At 69.1% G+C, this 17,462-nt stretch carries 16 protein-coding genes and 1 tRNA gene; 10 read left to right on the plus strand and 7 right to left on the minus strand.

Annotated features, from left to right (window positions below; all coding sequences use genetic code 11):
• Nucleotides 1-37: 37 nt before the first annotated feature.
• Nucleotides 38-122: transfer RNA gene (locus IE307_RS27910), tRNA-Ser, on the minus strand.
• A gap of 28 nt (nt 123-150) precedes the next feature.
• A complete protein-coding gene (locus IE307_RS27915; protein ID WP_373306045.1) occupies nt 151-582 on the minus strand; it encodes a MarR family winged helix-turn-helix transcriptional regulator in 432 nt (143 codons plus the stop codon).
• 165 nt (nt 583-747) lie between these two features.
• On the opposite strand from IE307_RS27915, the gene IE307_RS27920 reads away from it, so the two are divergent.
• The 4 genes from IE307_RS27920 to ypfJ all read left to right on the plus strand — a co-directional run bounded on the left by IE307_RS27920 (nt 748) and on the right by ypfJ (nt 5,423).
• Complete coding sequence (locus IE307_RS27920) at nt 748-2,463, plus strand: bifunctional metallophosphatase/5'-nucleotidase (RefSeq protein ID WP_191302345.1); 1,716 nt, start codon at nt 748-750, stop codon at nt 2,461-2,463.
• 96 nt (nt 2,464-2,559) lie between these two features.
• Entirely contained in the window at nt 2,560-3,129 is a 570-nt protein-coding gene (locus IE307_RS27925; RefSeq protein WP_191302346.1) for a hypothetical protein, read from the plus strand.
• A gap of 53 nt (nt 3,130-3,182) precedes the next feature.
• Nucleotides 3,183-3,956: a hypothetical protein gene (locus IE307_RS27930; protein ID WP_191302347.1), complete on the plus strand. Its 774-nt coding sequence runs from the start codon at nt 3,183-3,185 to the stop codon at nt 3,954-3,956.
• Nucleotides 3,957-4,526: 570 nt separating this feature from the next.
• Nucleotides 4,527-5,423, plus strand: a complete 897-nt coding sequence (gene ypfJ / locus IE307_RS27935; RefSeq protein ID WP_191302348.1) for a KPN_02809 family neutral zinc metallopeptidase — start codon at nt 4,527-4,529, stop codon at nt 5,421-5,423.
• Here ypfJ and IE307_RS27940 read toward each other — a convergent pair.
• The 4 genes from IE307_RS27940 to IE307_RS27955 all read right to left on the minus strand — a co-directional run bounded on the left by IE307_RS27940 (nt 5,420) and on the right by IE307_RS27955 (nt 8,578).
• The gene (locus IE307_RS27940) at nt 5,420-6,814 is read right to left on the minus strand and encodes a M28 family peptidase (RefSeq protein WP_229905124.1); all 1,395 of its coding nucleotides are present in this window, start codon (nt 6,812-6,814) and stop codon (nt 5,420-5,422) included. The two genes, ypfJ and IE307_RS27940, sit on opposite strands and share 4 nt — an antisense overlap.
• A gap of 61 nt (nt 6,815-6,875) precedes the next feature.
• Complete coding sequence (locus IE307_RS27945; RefSeq protein WP_229905125.1) at nt 6,876-7,583, minus strand: class I SAM-dependent methyltransferase; 708 nt, start codon at nt 7,581-7,583, stop codon at nt 6,876-6,878.
• Between the two features lie 160 nt (nt 7,584-7,743).
• Nucleotides 7,744-8,148, minus strand: coding sequence for a VOC family protein (locus tag IE307_RS27950; RefSeq protein WP_191302350.1), 405 nt, complete (start codon nt 8,146-8,148; stop codon nt 7,744-7,746).
• Nucleotides 8,149-8,158: 10 nt separating this feature from the next.
• A complete protein-coding gene (locus IE307_RS27955) occupies nt 8,159-8,578 on the minus strand; it encodes a helix-turn-helix transcriptional regulator (protein ID WP_191302351.1) in 420 nt (139 codons plus the stop codon).
• 258 nt (nt 8,579-8,836) lie between these two features.
• On the opposite strand from IE307_RS27955, the gene IE307_RS27960 reads away from it, so the two are divergent.
• Together IE307_RS27960 and IE307_RS27965 are read left to right on the plus strand one after the other, a co-directional pair.
• The gene (locus IE307_RS27960) at nt 8,837-11,980 is read left to right on the plus strand and encodes a hypothetical protein (protein WP_191302352.1); all 3,144 of its coding nucleotides are present in this window, start codon (nt 8,837-8,839) and stop codon (nt 11,978-11,980) included.
• 124 nt (nt 11,981-12,104) lie between these two features.
• Nucleotides 12,105-12,857: a sulfite exporter TauE/SafE family protein gene (locus tag IE307_RS27965; protein ID WP_191302353.1), complete on the plus strand. Its 753-nt coding sequence runs from the start codon at nt 12,105-12,107 to the stop codon at nt 12,855-12,857.
• 3 nt (nt 12,858-12,860) lie between these two features.
• Here the strand turns inward: IE307_RS27965 and hisC are convergent, their stop codons facing one another.
• Nucleotides 12,861-13,928, minus strand: coding sequence for a histidinol-phosphate transaminase (hisC, locus tag IE307_RS27970; RefSeq protein ID WP_191302354.1), 1,068 nt, complete (start codon nt 13,926-13,928; stop codon nt 12,861-12,863).
• Between the two features lie 76 nt (nt 13,929-14,004).
• Between hisC and IE307_RS27975 the strand changes: the two genes are divergently transcribed.
• From IE307_RS27975 to IE307_RS27990, 4 genes are all read left to right on the plus strand, one after another.
• Nucleotides 14,005-14,646, plus strand: a complete 642-nt coding sequence (locus IE307_RS27975; RefSeq protein WP_191302355.1) for a dienelactone hydrolase family protein — start codon at nt 14,005-14,007, stop codon at nt 14,644-14,646.
• A 208-nt stretch (nt 14,647-14,854) separates the two neighbouring features.
• The gene (locus IE307_RS27980) at nt 14,855-15,328 is read left to right on the plus strand and encodes a hypothetical protein (protein WP_191302356.1); all 474 of its coding nucleotides are present in this window, start codon (nt 14,855-14,857) and stop codon (nt 15,326-15,328) included.
• Nucleotides 15,325-16,659, plus strand: a complete 1,335-nt coding sequence (locus IE307_RS27985) for a PPE domain-containing protein (protein WP_191302357.1) — start codon at nt 15,325-15,327, stop codon at nt 16,657-16,659. Before IE307_RS27980 ends, IE307_RS27985 begins: the two co-directional genes overlap by 4 nt.
• The gene (locus IE307_RS27990) at nt 16,656-17,411 is read left to right on the plus strand and encodes an ESX secretion-associated protein EspG (protein WP_191302358.1); all 756 of its coding nucleotides are present in this window, start codon (nt 16,656-16,658) and stop codon (nt 17,409-17,411) included. The genes IE307_RS27985 and IE307_RS27990 overlap by 4 nt, the downstream gene beginning before the upstream one ends.
• The last annotated feature ends 51 nt before the right edge of the window (nt 17,412-17,462 follow it).

A 17,462-nucleotide genomic window follows, 5' to 3' on the forward strand; every position in this document is an offset into this window, starting at 1 on the left:
GACTGATGAGCCACCCCTGTTTGTGCTGGTCACACTGCGGAAGCGGAGGGATTTGAACCCCCGGACGGTTGCCCGTCTCCCGCTTTCAAGGCGGGTGCATTCGGCCGCTCTGCCACGCTTCCCAAGACACCGAGGTGTCGACGCAGAAGCCTAGCCGTTCGACTCCCGGAGGTGTGTCGTGACCCGGTCGAACACCTTGGCCAGCACCTCCCCCTCCTCGGGCGTCAGCAGATCCACGATGTGCTCCCGCACCCCGCGCAGGTGCGTGGGGGCGGCCGCGACCAACTGCGCCATCCCCGCAGCAGTCAACTCGGCCAGCACCCCCCGCCCGTCCTCGGTGCACTCGCGGCGGGACACGAGCCCGGCCTTCTCCATGCGGGCGACCTGGTGGGAGACGCGTGACTTCGAAGAGGCGACGTCCTCGGCGAGTTGGGTCATGCGCATGCACCGGTTGGGCTGTTCCGACAGTCTGACCAAGATCTCGTAGTCCGCCAGTGACACTCCGTGGGTGTCCTGCAGCTCTCGGTGCAGGCGGTCCATGAGCATGGAGGAACCGTTCACGTAGGTGCGCCATGCGCGCATCTCGCCCTCGTCGAGCCAGTGCGGCTCCTGCTCACTTGGTGTCACGAGAACAAGACTAAGCCTGAGCATGACGATCCTGTCGCACCTCTGGAAAACGCGGCGTCCGGAAGGCAGACTCCCGGGCCGTACACGCGCGTTAACCACGCCTTGGAAAGGCTCCAATCCATGAGTTCGTTCAGACGGCTTTCCGTTCTGGCGATCACCGCCGCCGCGGCCACAGTCATCAGCGCCACCGGGCCTGCCCAGGCCGATGTCCAGTCACTGCGCGGCCGGGGCACGGTTGACGTGCGCCTGATCGGCATCAACGACCTGCACGGCAACATCGAGCCGCCCACCGGGTCGTCCGGGCGCGTCATCCTGCCGGACGGCACGACCGTCGACGCGGGTGGCGCGGCTTTCAACGCCACGCACATCAAGAACCTCCAGAAGGAGGTCAAGAACTCCGTCATCGTCGGGCAGGGCGACCTGATCGGGGCCAGCCCCATCGTGTCCGCGCTCTTCCACGACGAGCCGACGATCGAGGTGCTCAACAAGGTCGGCATGGACACGACCGCGGCGGGCAACCACGAGTTCGACGAGGGGTACAAGGAGCTGCTGCGCATGCAGCGCGGCGGGTGCCACCCGGTGGACGGGTGTCAGTTCAGCGAGAAGTACGAGGGCGCGAAGTTCCCGATCCTCGGTGCGAACGTCACGGACGCGAAGCACGGGCTGCCGGCGCTGCCGCCGTTCTGGGTGGAGATCCGCGACGGGATCCCGATCGGCTTCATCGGCATGCCGCTCAAGGACGTGCCGATCCTGGTCGACCCGAACGGCATCAAGGAGCTCAAGTTCGGTGACGAGGTGAAGGCGGCCAACAAGTACGCCAACCTCCTCGACGCCATCGGCATCAAGTCGATCGTGCTGCTCGTGCACCAGGGCGACCAGGTCACGTCGACCGGTGGCGGGCCCAACGCGTGCAACGTGGCCGCCAACAACCCCGGCAGCGTCATCGCCACGTCGGTGAGCCCGAAGATCGACGCGGTCTTCTCCGGCCACAGCCACCAGCACTACAACTGCGTGGTGAAGGACCCGGCCGGCAACCCGCGGCCGTTCATCGAGGGCCTGGCCTTCGGGCGTGAGCTCAGCGTCGTCGACCTGAAGATCGACCGCCGGACGCGCGACGTGATCCGCGGCGAGACCAAGGCCGACAACAAGATCGTCACCCGCACGGTCACGCCGGACCCGGCCGTCCAGGCGATCATCGACCTGGCCAAGACCAAGTCGGCCCCCATCGCGAACGAGGAGGTCGGCACGATCAGCGCGGACATCCTCCGCGCGCAGAACGTCGCCGGCGAGTCGCCGCTCGGCAACCTGATCGCCGACTCGCAGCTCGACGCCACCAAGGGCAACGGCGCGGTGCTCGCGCTGATGAACCCCGGTGGTGTGCGTGCGGACCTCACCTACGCCAGCTCGCCCGTGAACGAGGGCAACGGTGTGGTCACCTACGGCGAGATGTTCACCGTCCAGCCGTTCGGCAACATCCTGCAGACGGTCACGTTGACCGGTGCGAACATCCAGGCCGTGCTGGAGCAGCAGTTCACCGCGGCCAGGCAGTTCGTGCTCCAGCCGTCCTCCGGCCTGAAGTACAGCTGGTCGAAGGCAGCGCCGTTCGGCTCGAAGGTCTCGAACGTCACGCTCAACGGTGTGCCGCTCGACCCGAACGCGAGCTACCGCGTGACGATCAACAGCTTCCTGCAGGGCGGCGGTGACGGCTTCAGCGAGTTCACCAAGGGCACCAGCATCACCGGTGGTGGCATCGACCTGGACGCGTTCTCCGCGTACCTGGAGGCGCACCCCAACCAGGCGCCTCCCGCGCTCGACCGCATCACGCAGCTGCCGTAGTCGCAGACCGCAGCTGAAGGCCATCCCGGTGACGGAAGTCGCCGGGATGGCCTTTTCGCGTGCCCCACTGCTCCATTTGATCTAGGGTGAGGGCCGATGTCGTGGTTGCGTCGGCTCCTCCTGCTCGCCGGTCTGGTGACCGGTGCCTGGCTGCTGGGCGGCTGCGGTCAGGCGAACGCCGACGTCCGGGTCGAGATCGACCAGTTCGAACTGCACGTCGAGCTCCCCGTCGTCGACATCGGCCTCGAGATCGAGACCGCGCCGCCGCTGCCGGACGTGCCGGTCCCGCCGAAGCCGGATCCGCGCGTCGAGCCGCCGGCGCCACCGCCCGTACCGGAGCAAGCGCTCCCACCGGTAGAAGCGCCCGCACGGCCAGAGGTGTCGCAACAGCAACAAGTGCGGCACACACCACCGCAGGTCTCGGTGCCGATCACCCACGCTGACCCCGAACCCGCTCCACAACCGTCGCCGCAGCAGGCCGAGCAGCCGGTCCCCGGCACGCTCCCGCAGAGCGGCGCGGGTTCGAGCACGAGCAACCAGATCCCGGCGGGCACGCTGCCGCACGTGCTGCGGCCTCCCGCCACCACAGCGTCAGAGATCAGCACTCAACAGCAGGACGTGCCGCACGCCGTGCGCGCGGAGGAGCCGACGTTCTCTCCCGACTGATCCCCGGTGCCACGAACAGCACAGGGATCCGTCACCTTCCAGGGAGAACAGTCATGCGCAAGATCGTCAACCGCTCCATGTCCGCCGCGCTGCTCACCGGCGGCCTGCTGGTCGCGACCGCCGGGTGGGCCCAGGCCGTCCCCGTGCCGCTGAACGTCGACGACGAGGTCCGCGTCGGCAACCTCGTGAGCGTCCCGGTCAAGGTCTGCGGCAACGCGATCAACGTGCTGGGCAACAGCGACGCCACCTGCGACGAGAAGCCGGCCGCGCGCACGCAGGCCGACAAGGCCCTCGTCTCCGCGCCCGTCACGGTGTGCGGCAACTCGGTCGGCGTCGCCGGCAGCGGCACGGGCAGCTGCGGCGAGACCAAGCCGGAGCAGGCCAACGGCACCGTCGAGGCCCCCATCACGGTCTGCGGCACCGCCGCGGGCGTGCTCGGCACCGCGAGCGGCGACTGCGGCAAGACCGAGGCCCCCGAGCAGCCGGAACAGCCCGAGCAGCCGGAGCAGCCGGGCGAGAACCCCGGCGAGAACCCGGGGCAGAACCCCGGCAACGGCACCCCCGGCAACGAGGCCCCGGGCAACGGCGACAACGGCGACAACGGCGGCGGCGACAACGGCGACAACTCCGGTGGCGGCGACACGGGCGACGACTCGGGTGCGGCCACCCCGCAGACCGGGAACAAGGCCTCGCAGCAGGCCGCGGCCGTCATCCCGGGCTTGTCGAGGACCGGCGCCGACCCGCTCGAGTTCCTGCTGGTGGGCCTCGGCCTGATGACCGCGGGCGTGATGGCCCGCCGCGGAGCACGCCGTTCGACGAACGCCTGATCAATTCCTGAACGTTTTTCTCAAATCGCCCGGTGAGAGATCCTCTCACCGGGCGATTGCTGTCTGCAGTGTCGATCTCCGCAGGTCACCCGTCTGACTTCACCAATTCAGGTTTGGCGTGAACTGTTGAGAAATGCGGCGATCAAGCGCATAGTCGATAACGAGCTGGCAACCGGAAGGTGAATGAACTGACCACCCGGAGGCCACGCCCAGAAGGGGTAGGTGGTGCTGTGCAGGTATCTCCTCGCTGTGGCGAAACGCGGTCTGTCGCATCCCCGCGAACGGATCGGACGTGACCGGTCCGGTCGCGACTGTGTAGCGATGGACACGAGGTTTCGGGTGCCCAGGCGCCGTCAGGCGTCGCTCGGTGCACTTCGACGCTGTTGAGCTCGGCTTCGGTGTCGTCTCATGGCGTCACCGGCTGAGCGCCACGCCAACCTTCGTGGGCCGTAGTCGTCACTTCCAAATGGGAAAGCCTTGGTGCGGTGCCCCGACGTCGGGCTCCGCACCAAGGCATGTTTCGTGCTTTATCGTTTGCGGCACCCATGGGGTCCTTGGCAGGAGGATGCGGTGCAGTTCAACGAAGGCGCGGAACTAGACAGTTCTCAGGTTTCGGACCAACGCGGCTCGGGTGGCAGGGTCGCGGGCGTCGGCGGTGGCCTCGGCGTGGTCGGCCTGATCATCTACTTCCTGTTCCAGCAGTTCACCGGTATCCAGCTGCCCGCGGGCGGCCTGGAGGGCCTGGGCAACAACACCCAGGTCGAGGCCGGCCAGCTGGGCGACAAGTGCAAGACGGGCGCCGACGCGAACCGCGACAGCGACTGCAGGGTCCTGGCCACGATCAACTCGATCCAGAGCTTCTGGACCGACCAGTTCGCCCGCTCGGGCAACACCTACCAGGTCACCAAGACCAACTTCTTCCGCGGCAGCGTGAACACCCGCTGCGGCAACGCCACCTCCGCGACCGGGCCGTTCTACTGCCCCGCGGACTCCCAGGTGTACATCGACCTGGACTTCTTCAACGAGCTGCGCACCAAGTTCGGTGCGACCGGCGGCCCGTTCGTCGAGGCCTACGTGCTCGCCCACGAGTACGGCCACCACGTGCAGAACCTGCTCGGCACCTCGGACCGGGTCGGCCGGGAGACCGGCCCGACCTCGGGTTCCGTGCGCCTCGAACTGCAGGCCGACTGCTACGCGGGTGCCTGGGGCAAGGCCGCGACGACGGTCCCGTCGGCCAACGGCCAGCCCCTCATCTCGAACATCACCCAGGAGGACGTGAACGCCGCCCTCGACGCGGCGGCGCGCATCGGTGACGACTTCATCCAGAGCGAGCTCGGCGGCGGGCGGGTCGACACGACCCAGTTCAGCCACGGCAGCTCGCAGCAGCGGCAGAAGTGGTTCACGACCGGCCTGGAGACGGGCGACCCCGCCCGCTGCAACACGTTCGACACGAACAACCTGGGTTAACGCAGCGCCGCCCGTTCCACTCGGGACGGGACGCCGTTCACGCCCTCGGTGGTGACGGCGTAGGAGGCGATGACGTGGGCCGCGGCGGAAACGTTGCGGCCCAACGCCTCGCGGTTGATGTTGCCGAGGTTGTCACAGGCCTTGTGGTAGCAGGGATCCATCTCCATCCCCGCAGTGCCGCCCCACTTCGCGGCCTGCGCGACGGTCTTGACCTCGCCGCCGCCGGAGATGATGCCGCCCGCCGGGATGCCGAGGGCGGTGAACGAGCCGTAGTCGCTCGCGCCCCGCACGTTCAGGCCCTCAGGCCCCAGGTTCCGGGCCGTGTAGAAGTCGCTGAACGCCTTCTCGATGTGCTTCGACCCGTACGGCAGACCGGGGTCGTTGTAGACGTAGTAGCCGGGGTTGGGCGAGCCGACCATGTCGAAGTTCAGGTACAGCGCGATGTCGAGCTGCTGCTCGAACGACAGCGCCGACGCGTAGGCGCGCGACCCGATCAGCCCGGCCTCTTCGGCACCCCACCACGTGAACCGCACGGCGTTGGGCAGCTTGGGCCGAGCGCCCATCTTCAGCGCCACCTCGAGCAGTGCCGCGGATCCCGAACCGTTGTCGTTCATGCCCGGACCGGCGTCGACGCTGTCGAGGTGCGCGCCGGCCATGACGACGTTGTCAGCGCGACCGGTGCGGGTCTGCGCGACGACGTTGCGGTCCAGGTGCACCTCGTCGTGGTGGCGCAGGTCGACAGTGACGGACTGACCCGCCAGCGCCGCGAGCGCCGTGCCGTCGGCCCGCGAGGCGCTGCCGCCGGGGACCGCGCCGGGGATGCGCAGGTCGAGGTGGCCCTCGACGTTGTTGGAGATGATCACGGCCGCCGCGCCCGCGTTCACCGCGTTGGCGTACTTGGCGACGAACGTGCAGGTGCCGCGCCGGATCAGCGCGACGGAACCCCGGAAGTCCTGTCCGGCGAAGTCGCTCGCCTCGCACCCCGGCGTGCCGTCCTCCGGCACCGCCCGCAGCGGCGCGGTCAGGCCACCGTCCGGCGTGTTCGGGGTGTCGCCGAACGGCACGAGCGCGTGCGACGCCGTGCCGACCACGGCCCGTCCCGCGTCGTCGACCTTCTGCTTCACCTCGAACTCCGGTGTGGTCACGTCGAAACCGGCGTCGCGCAGCCGCCCGGCCACGTAGTCGACGCTGGCCGAGTAACCGCTGGTCGTGGCGGCCCGGTTGCCGCCGTGGGTGTCGGCGATGCGCTGGAACGCGATCAGGTGGCGATGAGCGCCGTCCGCGCTCACCCGTGCGGCGAGGTCGCGGGCGGGGTCGGTTGCTGCGCTCGCTGTGGAGCCGAGCAGCACCAGGGACGAGGCCAGGGCTGTTACCGCGGTGATGGCACGCATGGGTTCGAGACTGGCCCAGGTGGCCATGAGAGCGCTACCACCTGAGCCAGTCGATACGCGATCAGCGGCGCGCGACCGCCAGCAACCTGTGGCTGCCCACGCGGAAAGCGCTGCCGTCGACGTCACCGAACAGCGACACCGAACCGAACCCGGCGTCCTGCAGCATCCGGGTCAGCTCACCCGCCGTGTAGACGTGCTGCACGCAGGTCGACCGCTGGGTCCGCTCACCGTCGGAGAAGGTGAAGTCGATCAGCAACCGCGCCGTCGCCACGTCGTAGGTGTTCACGGCGACCATGTCGACGCCGCCCGCGGACATGCGGATCTCGCCCGGGAGCGAGGGCAGCAACGCCTCAGCCGCACAGCCGTAGTCGACGACCAGAACCGGTGCCGCTTCGGCCAGATCGCGCAGCAACCGCTGCGAACCGGCGTGGTCGAGGTAGCCGAAGCTGTTGCCCATGCACAGCGCCAAGTCGGCCGTCACGCCGAACGAGCCGAGCGACGCCAGGTCGCCCTGCCGCCAGTCGAGATCAGGGGCCAGCGCACGGGCGTGCGCGATGGCCTCGTCGGAGATGTCGATGCCGGTGATCTTGAAGCCGCGCCGGGCCAGCTCGATGCTGTGCCTGCCGCTGCCGCACGGTGCGTCCAGCACCCGCGGGCCGGCACCGAGGCCGGCCACGAAGTCGATCTCGGCCGAGGTCTGCGAGGGCTGAACGGCGCCGCGCCAGAACCCGTTGGCGAGATCGGTGAAGAAAGACGTGTACCACTGCAAGGTAGAACTCCTGGTGATCGCGAAGAAGTGAACGCGAGAGTCACCGGGTACTGCGAAGGCACCCGGTGTGTCCGGGGCTGCCCATGGCATCGACCTTGTCTGCGAGAACGCCTTGTGAGGGCACCACTGAACCACACCAGGCGCCGGACCGAGAAGCGATTTACGACCGCGGCGAGGAGAAGCGGACCATGTTGCCGGACGGGTCGCGGAACGCGCAGTCCCGCACGCCGTAGTACTGGTCGACGGGCTCCTGCTGCACCTCGCCACCGGCCGCCCGCACCTGCTCGAACTTCGCGTCCACGTCGGGGACCTCGAAGATGATCCCCTGCAGCGATCCTTTGGCCAGCAACGCTTCCAGCGCCTCGTGGTCGGTCGGTGGCACGGGCGGACCGATGCGCGCCAGACCGATCTCGACGCCGGGCTGCTCGGGAGACCCGACGGTGAGCCAGCGGTACCCGTTCTCGATGGTGGCGTCGGTGCGCACTTCGAGACCCAGGACGTCGCGGTAGAACTTCAGCGCGCTGTCCTGGTCGTGGACGAAGAGGAACGTGTGCGAGAGCTTCATGGGCGGAACCCTAGGTACGCCGTGCCCGAGTCGCTTCTCGAAACCTGCTCGGTCTCGTCAGCCCCTTCAGGTGGCATCCCGGCACCGCGGCGAACTCGTCGTGGGCACGGGCCCGGTAGGCCGACGGCGTCTCCCCGACCAGCTCGGTGAACCGCGCCGAGAACGAGCCGAGCGAGGTGCAGCCGACCTCCACGCAGACCTCGGTGACCGACAGCTTCCCCAGGCGCAGCAACGCTTTCGCCCGCTCGATCCGCCGGGTCATCAGGTAGCCGTACGGGGTCTCGCCGTACGCCGCGCGGAACTGGCGGGCGAAGTGCGACGGCGACATCAGCGCGGCACGGGCCATGGCGGGCACGTCCAGCGGGCTCGCGTACTCGCGGTCCATCAGGTCACGTGCCCGGCGCAGGTGAGCCAGGTCCTCGGGCGTCACCCGCACAGCATCCCACCCGTGACCGTTTCGTCTCTTCCGCAGGTGGTGGACTTGCGGTACTTTCCGGTCGTCTTGCGGACGCGTGCGGGGGTATGACGTCGGCGGACATGACCATGGGGGTCTTGGGGGATCCGGTGCACCGCGGTGGAGCCGTGCTGTGCGCCTCTTCGGTTGCCTCAGCACGTCCAACCTGCCTTGAGACCTGGGGAACCGATGTCGGATAGACCTGCCAGAAGAGGCCTGCTCAGAATCGCGGCCGTGACCACCGCCGCACTGCTGGCGTTCGGTGGCGCCACCACGGGTGCGTTCGCCCAGGACGACCCGGCGAGCACCAACCCGGCCTCGACGGAGACGGTGACCCCGTCTCCGTCGTCGACCGAGCCGGCGGAGCCGCCCGCGTCCACCTCCCCGTCAGTTCCGCCACCGTCCGGCGACCCGGCTCCGCCGTCCACCTCGACTCCTCCTCAGGAGAACCCGCAGTCGTCGGTTCCGAGCACCCCTGCCACGCCGCCCGCCCCGCCCAGCGAGTCCGCGAAGCCGGACGAGCAGAAGCAGGCCGCGCAGCAGCAGACCGCGCCGGACCTCAAGATCTCCGTGAAGTTCGACCGCGCCGAGTACGCCTTGGGTGAGCCGCTGGGCATCACGCTGACCGTGCGCAACGAGGGTGACGCGCCCGCGGACCAGATCCGGTTCGCCAGCGAGGTCATGCAGCTGAACCTGACCACGGGCGTCGACGAGTTGGTCTCCCGCCCGAGTCTGGCACCGGGCGCGGAGAAGGTGATCAAACTCGGCGCCAAGGCGCAGTGGGGCGTTCCGAACGCGGCGATCACCGTCCGCGCCTGGACCGAGGGGGCGACCGACAAGACGCCGAACGACAACCAGTCGCGCGCCGAGACGAAGATCGTCAGCAGCGGCGGCAAGTTGACCGGTGTCCTCTTCGAGGACCGTGACGGCAACGGTGCCGCGGGACCCGGTGAGGGCATCGACTGGCAGACGCTGAAGCTGGTCGGCGGCCCCGAGTTCCCCGGCTCCGCCGGGACCTACAACGGCGGTCAGTTCGAGTTCCGCGACGTTCCGGCCGGCACCTACCGGGTGCTCTGGAACGGCAGGAACTCGAACGGCACCGAGCTGACGATCAAGCCCGGCCAGCTCGTCACCGTCAAGTCGGGTGAGACCACCCAGGTCGCGCTGCAGGCAGCGCCGCCGCTCTCGCGTTCGCTGCAGATCACCGGGTACTCGTTCGACAAACCGAGGTACGCCAAGGGCGGTCCGATCTCGGTGAGCGTCACCCTGTACAACACCGGCTCGACCCCGATCACCAACATCGTCACCGTCTGCGACCCCGAGAACGACCCGGCGACGCTCGACGGCACCGGCGACGGCTGGGGAGACCTGCGACCGGACCGCGGCGGCGTCACGATCGGCGCCGGGGAGACCAAGACGTTCACCGTCACCGACACCGTGCCCGACGTCGACTACCCGACCGGCAAGGTCTACTTCGCCTGCGCCTTCAGCGCCGACGGCCGCAACAGCGACGGCTTCGTCGGCGGCCCCGGCGCCGCGAACCCCGGCCTCACCGTCGGTGCGGACGTCGCCGGCACCCGCGGCACCGTGGTCGGCCACCTCCGTGCCGGCGGCACCGGCATCGACTCGGTCAAGGTCGTCGCGAGCAACCCCGCCACCAACAGGATCCTCGGGTGGGCCACGAGCGACTGGTCCGGCGCCTGGCGGATCGAGAACCTGCCGCAGGGCAAGGTCGCGCTGCAGGTCGTGGGCGCCTACAAGCTCGAGGACGGCAGCGCACACCGGCTCGTCGACGTCATCGCCGAGCAGGATGTCGTCGCCGACCTCGCCGTCGTGCAGGGGCCCCAGGTGAAGGACCCGACGGTCTTCGCACCGGACCTCAAGGTCTCCGTCTCGTTCGACAAGCCCAGCTACGACCTCTCCGACCTGGTGCGCATGACGCTCAAGGTCGAGAACATCGGCACCGGTGCCACCCCTGCCCAGGGCAACTGGCAGGGCACGCCGTACAACGAGCAGGAGCCGTACTTCGACTACCAGGAGCTCCGCAGGTTCCTGGACCCGCAGATCGTGCTGTACCCCGGTGAGAGCAGGCAGGCCACTTTCACCGGCCGGCTCAAGGACGGTGGCGACGACCCGGCGAAGCTGAGCAAGACGAGCTACGTGGCCCAGATCGGCACCCAGACCAGTGAACCGAACAACGACAACAACAAGGCCGAGGCGCGGGCGGACGTCAGCTGGGGCACCGGTTCCGCCTCGGTCGTCGTGTACGGAGACCTCAACCTGAACGGGCAGCTGGACGCGGGTGAAGAGCTCGTGAACCACGAGGTGGGCGTCGGCGGCGGCAAGCCGTTCATGAGGAAGAGCGGCAAGACCGATGCTTCCGGCCGGATCCGCTTCACCGACCTGTCCGCCGGCACCTACTACGCCCAGTACGGCTACGACCCCAAGTCCGACTGGGTCGACCAGACCCCCGAAGCCCAGCGCATCGCCGTGGTGAACCCCGGTGACGAGGGCACGGCCCAGGTGCGGATGGTCCGGCCTCTGTCGGACGAGCTGAAGACCTGGATCGAGTTCGACAAGCCGGAGTACGCGCCGGGCGACGCCGTTGGAGTCAACGTGTCGATCAAGAACGGCACCGGCAGGTCGTTGCAGGTCAAGGCGGAGTGCAGCAGCGGCGGTTATGGCCCCTACCTCGGCAACGAGGGCGCGGAGTGGGGTCAGCTGGCCCGCAACGGCGCCGGCGTGCAGATCGCGGCGGGCCAGACGTTCACCGTCCACCTCAGCACGCCCATGCCCGAGGCGTCGCCGGACTACGGCTACGTCACGATCGGCTGCTCGTTCGGCCCGGAGCCGGGTGCCGGCCTCCCGTGGTCGACCGCCACGAGCAAGGTGCCCGGCGCGACGCAGACGTTCACCGGTTTTGTGGTCAAGGGCGACTGGATGGCCCCGGAGAAGGTGCCGAACGTCAAGTTCGTGCTGCTCGACCCGACCACCCGCAAACCGGTCGCGAGCACCACGACGGACGCCCAGGGCGCCTGGACCTTCCCGGACCTGCCGGTCGGCGTGTACGTGCCGCTCGTGGTGGGCCCGTGGAAGGTCATCGAGTTCGGTGAGGGCGAGCCCTTCGGCAACGTCCGCGGTCGCGACTACCCGGCGTACGTGTGGCTCGAGGCCGGTCCCGAGGTCACCGACCCGACCGTCGTCACCCCTGTTGGCGCGGGCGGGAGCAGCGGTGGCTCGAACGTGACCACGAGCCCGGTGCTGGCGGTCAAGAACCCCGGCGCGCTGGCGAACACCGGCGTCGGCGTCCTCGGCCTCGTGCTCTTCGGCGCGCTGCTCGTGATGACGGGCGCGGCGATGAGGCGCAAGGTCGCGTAACCGAACGCTCGACCAGACAGGCCCGGTGCTCACGCTGAGTGCCGGGCCTGTTGTCATGAGCGCCACACTTCGCTGGTCCGAACGGAGTGTTAGCGTCGCGAACCATCGGGTACCTGGGGGTGACATGACGGTCTGGGAAGCAATCGCGGTGGTCATCGCGGGTGTGTTCGCAGGCGGCATCAACACCGTCGTCGGCAGCGGCACACTGGTGACGTTCCCGGTGCTGCTCGCCGTCGGTTACCCGCCCGTGGTGGCGAACGTGTCCAACAGCCTCGGCCTCGTGCCCGGTTCGCTGTCCGGCGCGTGGGGCTACCGCGAGGAGCTCAAGGGGCAGTCGAGCCGCATCAAGCGGTTGCTGCCCGCGTCGATCATCGGTGGCGTCATCGGTGCGATCCTGCTGGTCACGTTGCCGGACAAGGCGTTCACCGCGATCGTTCCGGTGCTGATCGTGATCGCGCTGGTGCTCGTGGTGGCGCAGCCGTGGCTCAACCGCAAGCTCTCCCACCGGCGCAACGCCGACAACGACGGCGGTCTGCTGCTGTGGTTCGGCGTCTTCGCCGCGGGCATCTACGGCGGCTACTTCGGTGCCGCGCAGGGCGTGCTCGTCATGGGGATCATGGGTGTCCTCGTCAGCGAGCACCTGCAGCGGATGAACGCGCTGAAGAACGTCCTCACCGCGTTCGTGAACCTCGTCGCGGGTGTTCTGTTCATCTTCATCGCCGACGTGGCGTGGCTGGTCGTGCTGCTGCTGGCCGTCGGGTCCGTGGTCGGTGGCCAGATCGGCGCCAAGATCGGCCGCAAACTCCCACCCGCCGTGTTGCGCGGCGTCATCGTGGTGGTGGGAGTCGCGGCGATCGTCCAGCTGCTCACCAAGTAGTTCTCAGAGGGTGAACGCGCGGGCGGCGGCCAGGAAGGCGTCGTTCTCGTCCGGTTCGCCGATGGTCACGCGGGCGCCCTCCTCCACGAACGCGCGCACGACGACCTTGTGCTCAAGGCAGTGCGCGTTGAACGCGGCCGTGCGCTCGCCCAGGGGCAGCCACACGAAGTTCGCCTGCGTCTCCGGCACGTCGAAGCCCATGGCGAGCAGTTCGCCGCGCACGCGGGTGCGTTCCGCGACGATCGCGCGGCAGCGGACCATCAGCTCGTCCTCGGCGTCCAGCGAGGCCATCGCGGCCACCTGCGCCAGGGCGTTCACGGAGAACGGCACGTAGACCTTGCGCAGCACGTCGGCGACGACCGGCGGCGCGACCGCGTAGCCGATCCGCAGGCCGGCGAGGCCGTACGCCTTCGAGAACGTGCGCAGCACGGCGACGTTGTTGTGGCCCGCCGCCCACTGCTGCTTCGCGAGCTCGACGCCGTCCGGGACGTGGGCGTCGTCCACGAACTCCTTGTAGGCCTCGTCGAGCACCACCAGCACGTCACGGGGGACGCGGGCGATGAACGCCTCGATCTCCTCGGTGCGCAGCGCGGTGCCGGTCGGGTTGTTCGGGTTGCAGACGAAGACCATGCGCGTGTTCGGCGTGATCGCCGCGAGCATCGCGTCCAGGTCGTGCGTGTGCTCCGAGTTCAACGGCACGCGGATCTGCCGTGCGCCCGCCACGTGCGTGACGATCGGGTAGGCCTCGAACGACCTCCACGCGAACAGCACCTCGTCCTGCTCGGCGCAGGTGGCCTGGACGAGCTGCTGGCACAAGGTCACCGAGCCGCAGCCGATGGCCAGGTGGTCGGCGGGCACGCCGAGCTTGTCCGAGAGGCGGTTCGTGAGTTCGACGGAGCCCGAGTCGGGGTACCTGTTGATGCCGGTGGCCGCTTCGGCGATCGCCTTCACGACGCTCGGCAGCGGTCCGGCGGACACCTCGTTGCTCGCGAGCTTGATGGCGCCGGGGATGGTCCTGCCAGGCACGTAGGACGGCAGGGACGCCAGGTCAGCACGGGTTCGCACGGTCATGTCACCGATCCTCGCATTGCTCCGTCCGATTGGTCACGTTGACTGGAGTTCACCCCGTCGTGGAAGGGTGGGAAACATGACCACACCCCGCATCGAGACGCTCTCCCTCACCGACGGCCGTGAGCTGCGGGTGACGATCGCCGAACCCGACTCCGCCGTCCGGGGCGGACTCGTGGTGCTGCACGAGGCACGCGGTATCACCCGGGGTGTGCGCACGCTGGTCAGCAGCCTGGCGGACGAGGGCTGGCTCGCGATCGCGCCGCACCTCTACGACGCCGACCGCGTGCACGGCGACGACATCCGGGACCAGGTCAGCAAGCTCAACGGCGACCGGCTGCTCGCGGACACCGACGTCGCGTTCGTCTGGCTGGGCCAGCAGGGCGTGAGCGCCGACCGGATGGGCGTCGTCGGCTTCGACATCGGCGGCACCGTCGCCATGGTGGTCGCCGCCAGCCGCACGATCGGCGCCGCCGTCACCGTGCAGGCCCCCGGCATCCTCGAGCCGCTCTCGGACGGGCTTCCAGCGCTCGTGGACGTGGCCGCGGATCTGTCGTGCCCGTGGCTTGGAATCTTCAGCGACGAGGACTCGGAAGAAGTGAGCAAGCTTCGTGATGCTGTGATCAGCTCCGAAACCGCGTCAGATCTGGTCAGGTTCAACGTTTCGAGTGACGAAGCGTGGACTCGTGCGTTGAACTGGTTTGACGCTCACATGAGGTAAGGGTCTTTCCGGCGGATTGGAACCGAACCGTCCTCCGGGTACATCTAAGGAGTGCTTCGGACGGCTGACTGGGTGTAGCTGCGAGTAACGCCCAGTGCTGCGGTGACGAGTTATGCAGTGCAGGGGGTTGTGAGGGATGGCTGAAGTCACGGGGACAGGCACTACTGGTGGCACCAAGACTGGCACTACTGGCGCGGACACACCGCCGGTGACTCCCGACGTCACCACGTCGGTCACCGCGCCGATCACGGCTGAACAACTGGCGGCGGCGAAACCCGTCCTCCAGCAGCAGATGCTGGTGGACAAGGCCGAGGCGAGCAACGCCGCGGCCAAGCTCGACCAGGCGGCGGACAGCGGCAAGCTGACGCTCGACGTCGACGCCGCGGACGCGCTGATCAAGGCGGTCGACAGCGCGCGCGACCAGGTCATGGACCTGTGGAAGCGCGCGACCGACCAGCTGGCCACACCGCTGCAGCTGGGGGAGAACCCGGTCGCCAAGGCGATCAGCGCGCGGTTCTCCGACCTGGCCGTCGGCGAGGACTCGGGCGCCGCGAAGGCGTTGCTCGACCTCTTCAAGGTCCTCGACGACATCAGCAACGCCCTCAGCCGCAACCGCGACACGATCCGCGATGCCGACGAAGATGCCGAACGGTCGATGAAGAACGCCGGGGGGTCGTGGTGAGCCACGGATCGCACGACAACAAGGGCAACGACAACAAGGGCGGCGACAACCGCGGTCACGACAACCGTGGTCACGACAACCGTGGTCACGACGACCGCGGCAACGACGGCCGCGGTCACGGCGGTGACAAGGACGGCGGGTACGACCGCAACGACCTGCACGAGCCGGTCGACTGGATGACGTACACGCACGAGCAGCTCTACAACATGGTGCACACGGGCGTGAACCTCGCCGGCGCCCAGGCCGCCGCCACCAACTGGCAGAAGATCGGCGAGGACATCGCCGGCGTCCGCACGAGCCTGCTCAAGGCCGTCGAGGACTCCTCCGTCGGCTGGGACAGCGAGTCCGCGCGGCTCGCGCGCGACGGCCTGACCGAGGTCACCAACTGGGTCGACGACACCGCGAACTACGCCGTCAAGGTGTCGGCCGCGATCACGACCGAGACCAGCAACGTCGAGGCCGCGCGCGCCGCGATGCCGCCGCCTCCCGCGGCCCCCGCGCCACCGGTGCCCACGGACGCCGCGCTGGCGAACAGGGCGGTCCTGCAGGACCGGCTCACGCAGGTCGACGGTTTCGGCGCCCTGCAGAACGAGCGCCTGATCGCGCAGCAGCCCCAGACCGACTTCGCGGGCTTCGAGACCATCGGCACGAGCCCGGTCGACGCGCTCGCGGCCAACGACGCCTCGCACCGCCTCGCGGCGGACGTGATGGCGACGTTCCAGAAGAACTCGGCCGCGGTCGACCAGACCGTGCCGCAGCAGTTCACGCCTCCGGTCAACCCGATCAACCCGACGCCGACCGGCACCGACCTCACCAACCGCTCGCACACCGGCGGCACGCCGGACGGCGGCGCGGGTGGCGCCGGTGGTGCTCCGGTCGCGACCAGCGGCACGCAGAACCAGAACCGCGGCACCACGAACGCCTCCTCGCGCTTCGGCGGCGGGGGTGGCGGCGGTGGCGGTGGCCGTGGCGCCGGAGGGTTCGGCGGCTTCGGCGGCATGGCCCGTCCGTTCGGCTCCGGCAACCAGAGCGGTTCCGGTGGCGGCGGTGGCGGCGGTGGTGCCGTGTCCGGTGGCAACGTCGCCGGTGTGAACGACGGCGCGCGCGGTGGTGGCGCCGGCGGTGCCGCGGCCGCTGCCTCGGCCGCACCCGGCAACACGACCAAGGCGTTCCAGAACCCGCTCGCGATGGGCGGCGCGCCGATGGCCGGTGCCCCCGCGGGCGGTGGCCAGAACGACTCCAAGGAACACAAGACGGCGAGCTACCTGGAAGAGGACGACAACGTCTTCGGCCTGGACCGCAAGGCGGCCCCGCCGGTGATCGGTCAATGACCCAACGCCAGTTCACGGTGAGCTCGCAGGAGTTCTTCCTGCTGTGGCAAGCCGTGCACGGTGAAGACCGCGTCGTGCCGCTCGGCACGCCCCACGCCGGGGCCACCCGAGCGGCGCGGCAGCGTCTCGTCGAGGAGAGCTCGCGGTCGTTGCAGGCCCGCAGGCTCGGCACGATCCAGCGCCCGGACCCCGACCTCCGCGCGCTGGTCAGCGGCCTCGGCGAGTTCGACCGCGCGTTGGAGATCGCGTACTTCAAGGGCGCCGAACTGGCCCGCGGCGTCGCGTGCGCCGGCTGGGGCGGCGCCTTCGCGGCCCGTGTGAACGGCGAGGTGCACCTGTACGCGTTCCACCCGACGTCGCTGGCCTCGGCCACGGTGTCATCGTTGCCAGGCCTCGCGCCGGGCTCCGGCCGTGCCGTGAACGTGCGCTGGGACGACTACGTCCGCGCGGGCAGGGCGGGCCAGCAGGAGGGCAAGCAGGCGTTCCTGGACGTCCTGCGCGACGCCGGCATCCGCGAGCCGGAGGCGCACAACCTGGTGCGGATCGTCACGTCCCGCATCGGTGGCGGCGAGCTCGGCCTGACCGCCCGCAACCGCGACGGCGTGCCCCGCCCGACCGGCCGATCGGTGTCGTGGCTCGACACGCGCGAGGGCCGCTACCTCCTGCGCAAGCAGGACGGCTGGCTGGTGCTCGCCCCGGCCGACGCCTCACGGCTGACCAGCGCGGTCGACGAACTGATCGCGGCAGGATAGTTCCACACAGGTGGGCTACCGCAAGTCCGCCAATCACACATGGACGTTCGG

Origin of the sequence: Lentzea cavernae (assembly GCF_014653695.1) — a bacterium.
GTDB lineage: Bacteria > Actinomycetota > Actinomycetes > Mycobacteriales > Pseudonocardiaceae > Lentzea > Lentzea cavernae.

What these genes read in the sequence shown, in the direction of transcription:
- IE307_RS27915 (WP_373306045.1), bottom strand. Translation starts at nt 582, where the DNA reads ATGCGCGCATGGCGCACCTACGTGAACGGTTCCTCCATGCTCATGGAC.
- IE307_RS27920 (WP_191302345.1), top strand. Translation starts at nt 748, where the DNA reads ATGAGTTCGTTCAGACGGCTTTCCGTTCTGGCGATCACCGCCGCCGCG.
- IE307_RS27925 (WP_191302346.1), top strand. Translation starts at nt 2,560, where the DNA reads ATGTCGTGGTTGCGTCGGCTCCTCCTGCTCGCCGGTCTGGTGACCGGT.
- IE307_RS27930 (WP_191302347.1), top strand. Translation starts at nt 3,183, where the DNA reads ATGCGCAAGATCGTCAACCGCTCCATGTCCGCCGCGCTGCTCACCGGC.
- IE307_RS27940 (WP_229905124.1), bottom strand. Translation starts at nt 6,814, where the DNA reads ATGCGTGCCATCACCGCGGTAACAGCCCTGGCCTCGTCCCTGGTGCTG.
- IE307_RS27950 (WP_191302350.1), bottom strand. Translation starts at nt 8,148, where the DNA reads ATGAAGCTCTCGCACACGTTCCTCTTCGTCCACGACCAGGACAGCGCG.
- IE307_RS27965 (WP_191302353.1), top strand. Translation starts at nt 12,105, where the DNA reads ATGACGGTCTGGGAAGCAATCGCGGTGGTCATCGCGGGTGTGTTCGCA.
- hisC (WP_191302354.1), bottom strand. Translation starts at nt 13,928, where the DNA reads ATGACCGTGCGAACCCGTGCTGACCTGGCGTCCCTGCCGTCCTACGTG.
- IE307_RS27975 (WP_191302355.1), top strand. Translation starts at nt 14,005, where the DNA reads ATGACCACACCCCGCATCGAGACGCTCTCCCTCACCGACGGCCGTGAG.
- IE307_RS27990 (WP_191302358.1), top strand. Translation starts at nt 16,656, where the DNA reads ATGACCCAACGCCAGTTCACGGTGAGCTCGCAGGAGTTCTTCCTGCTG.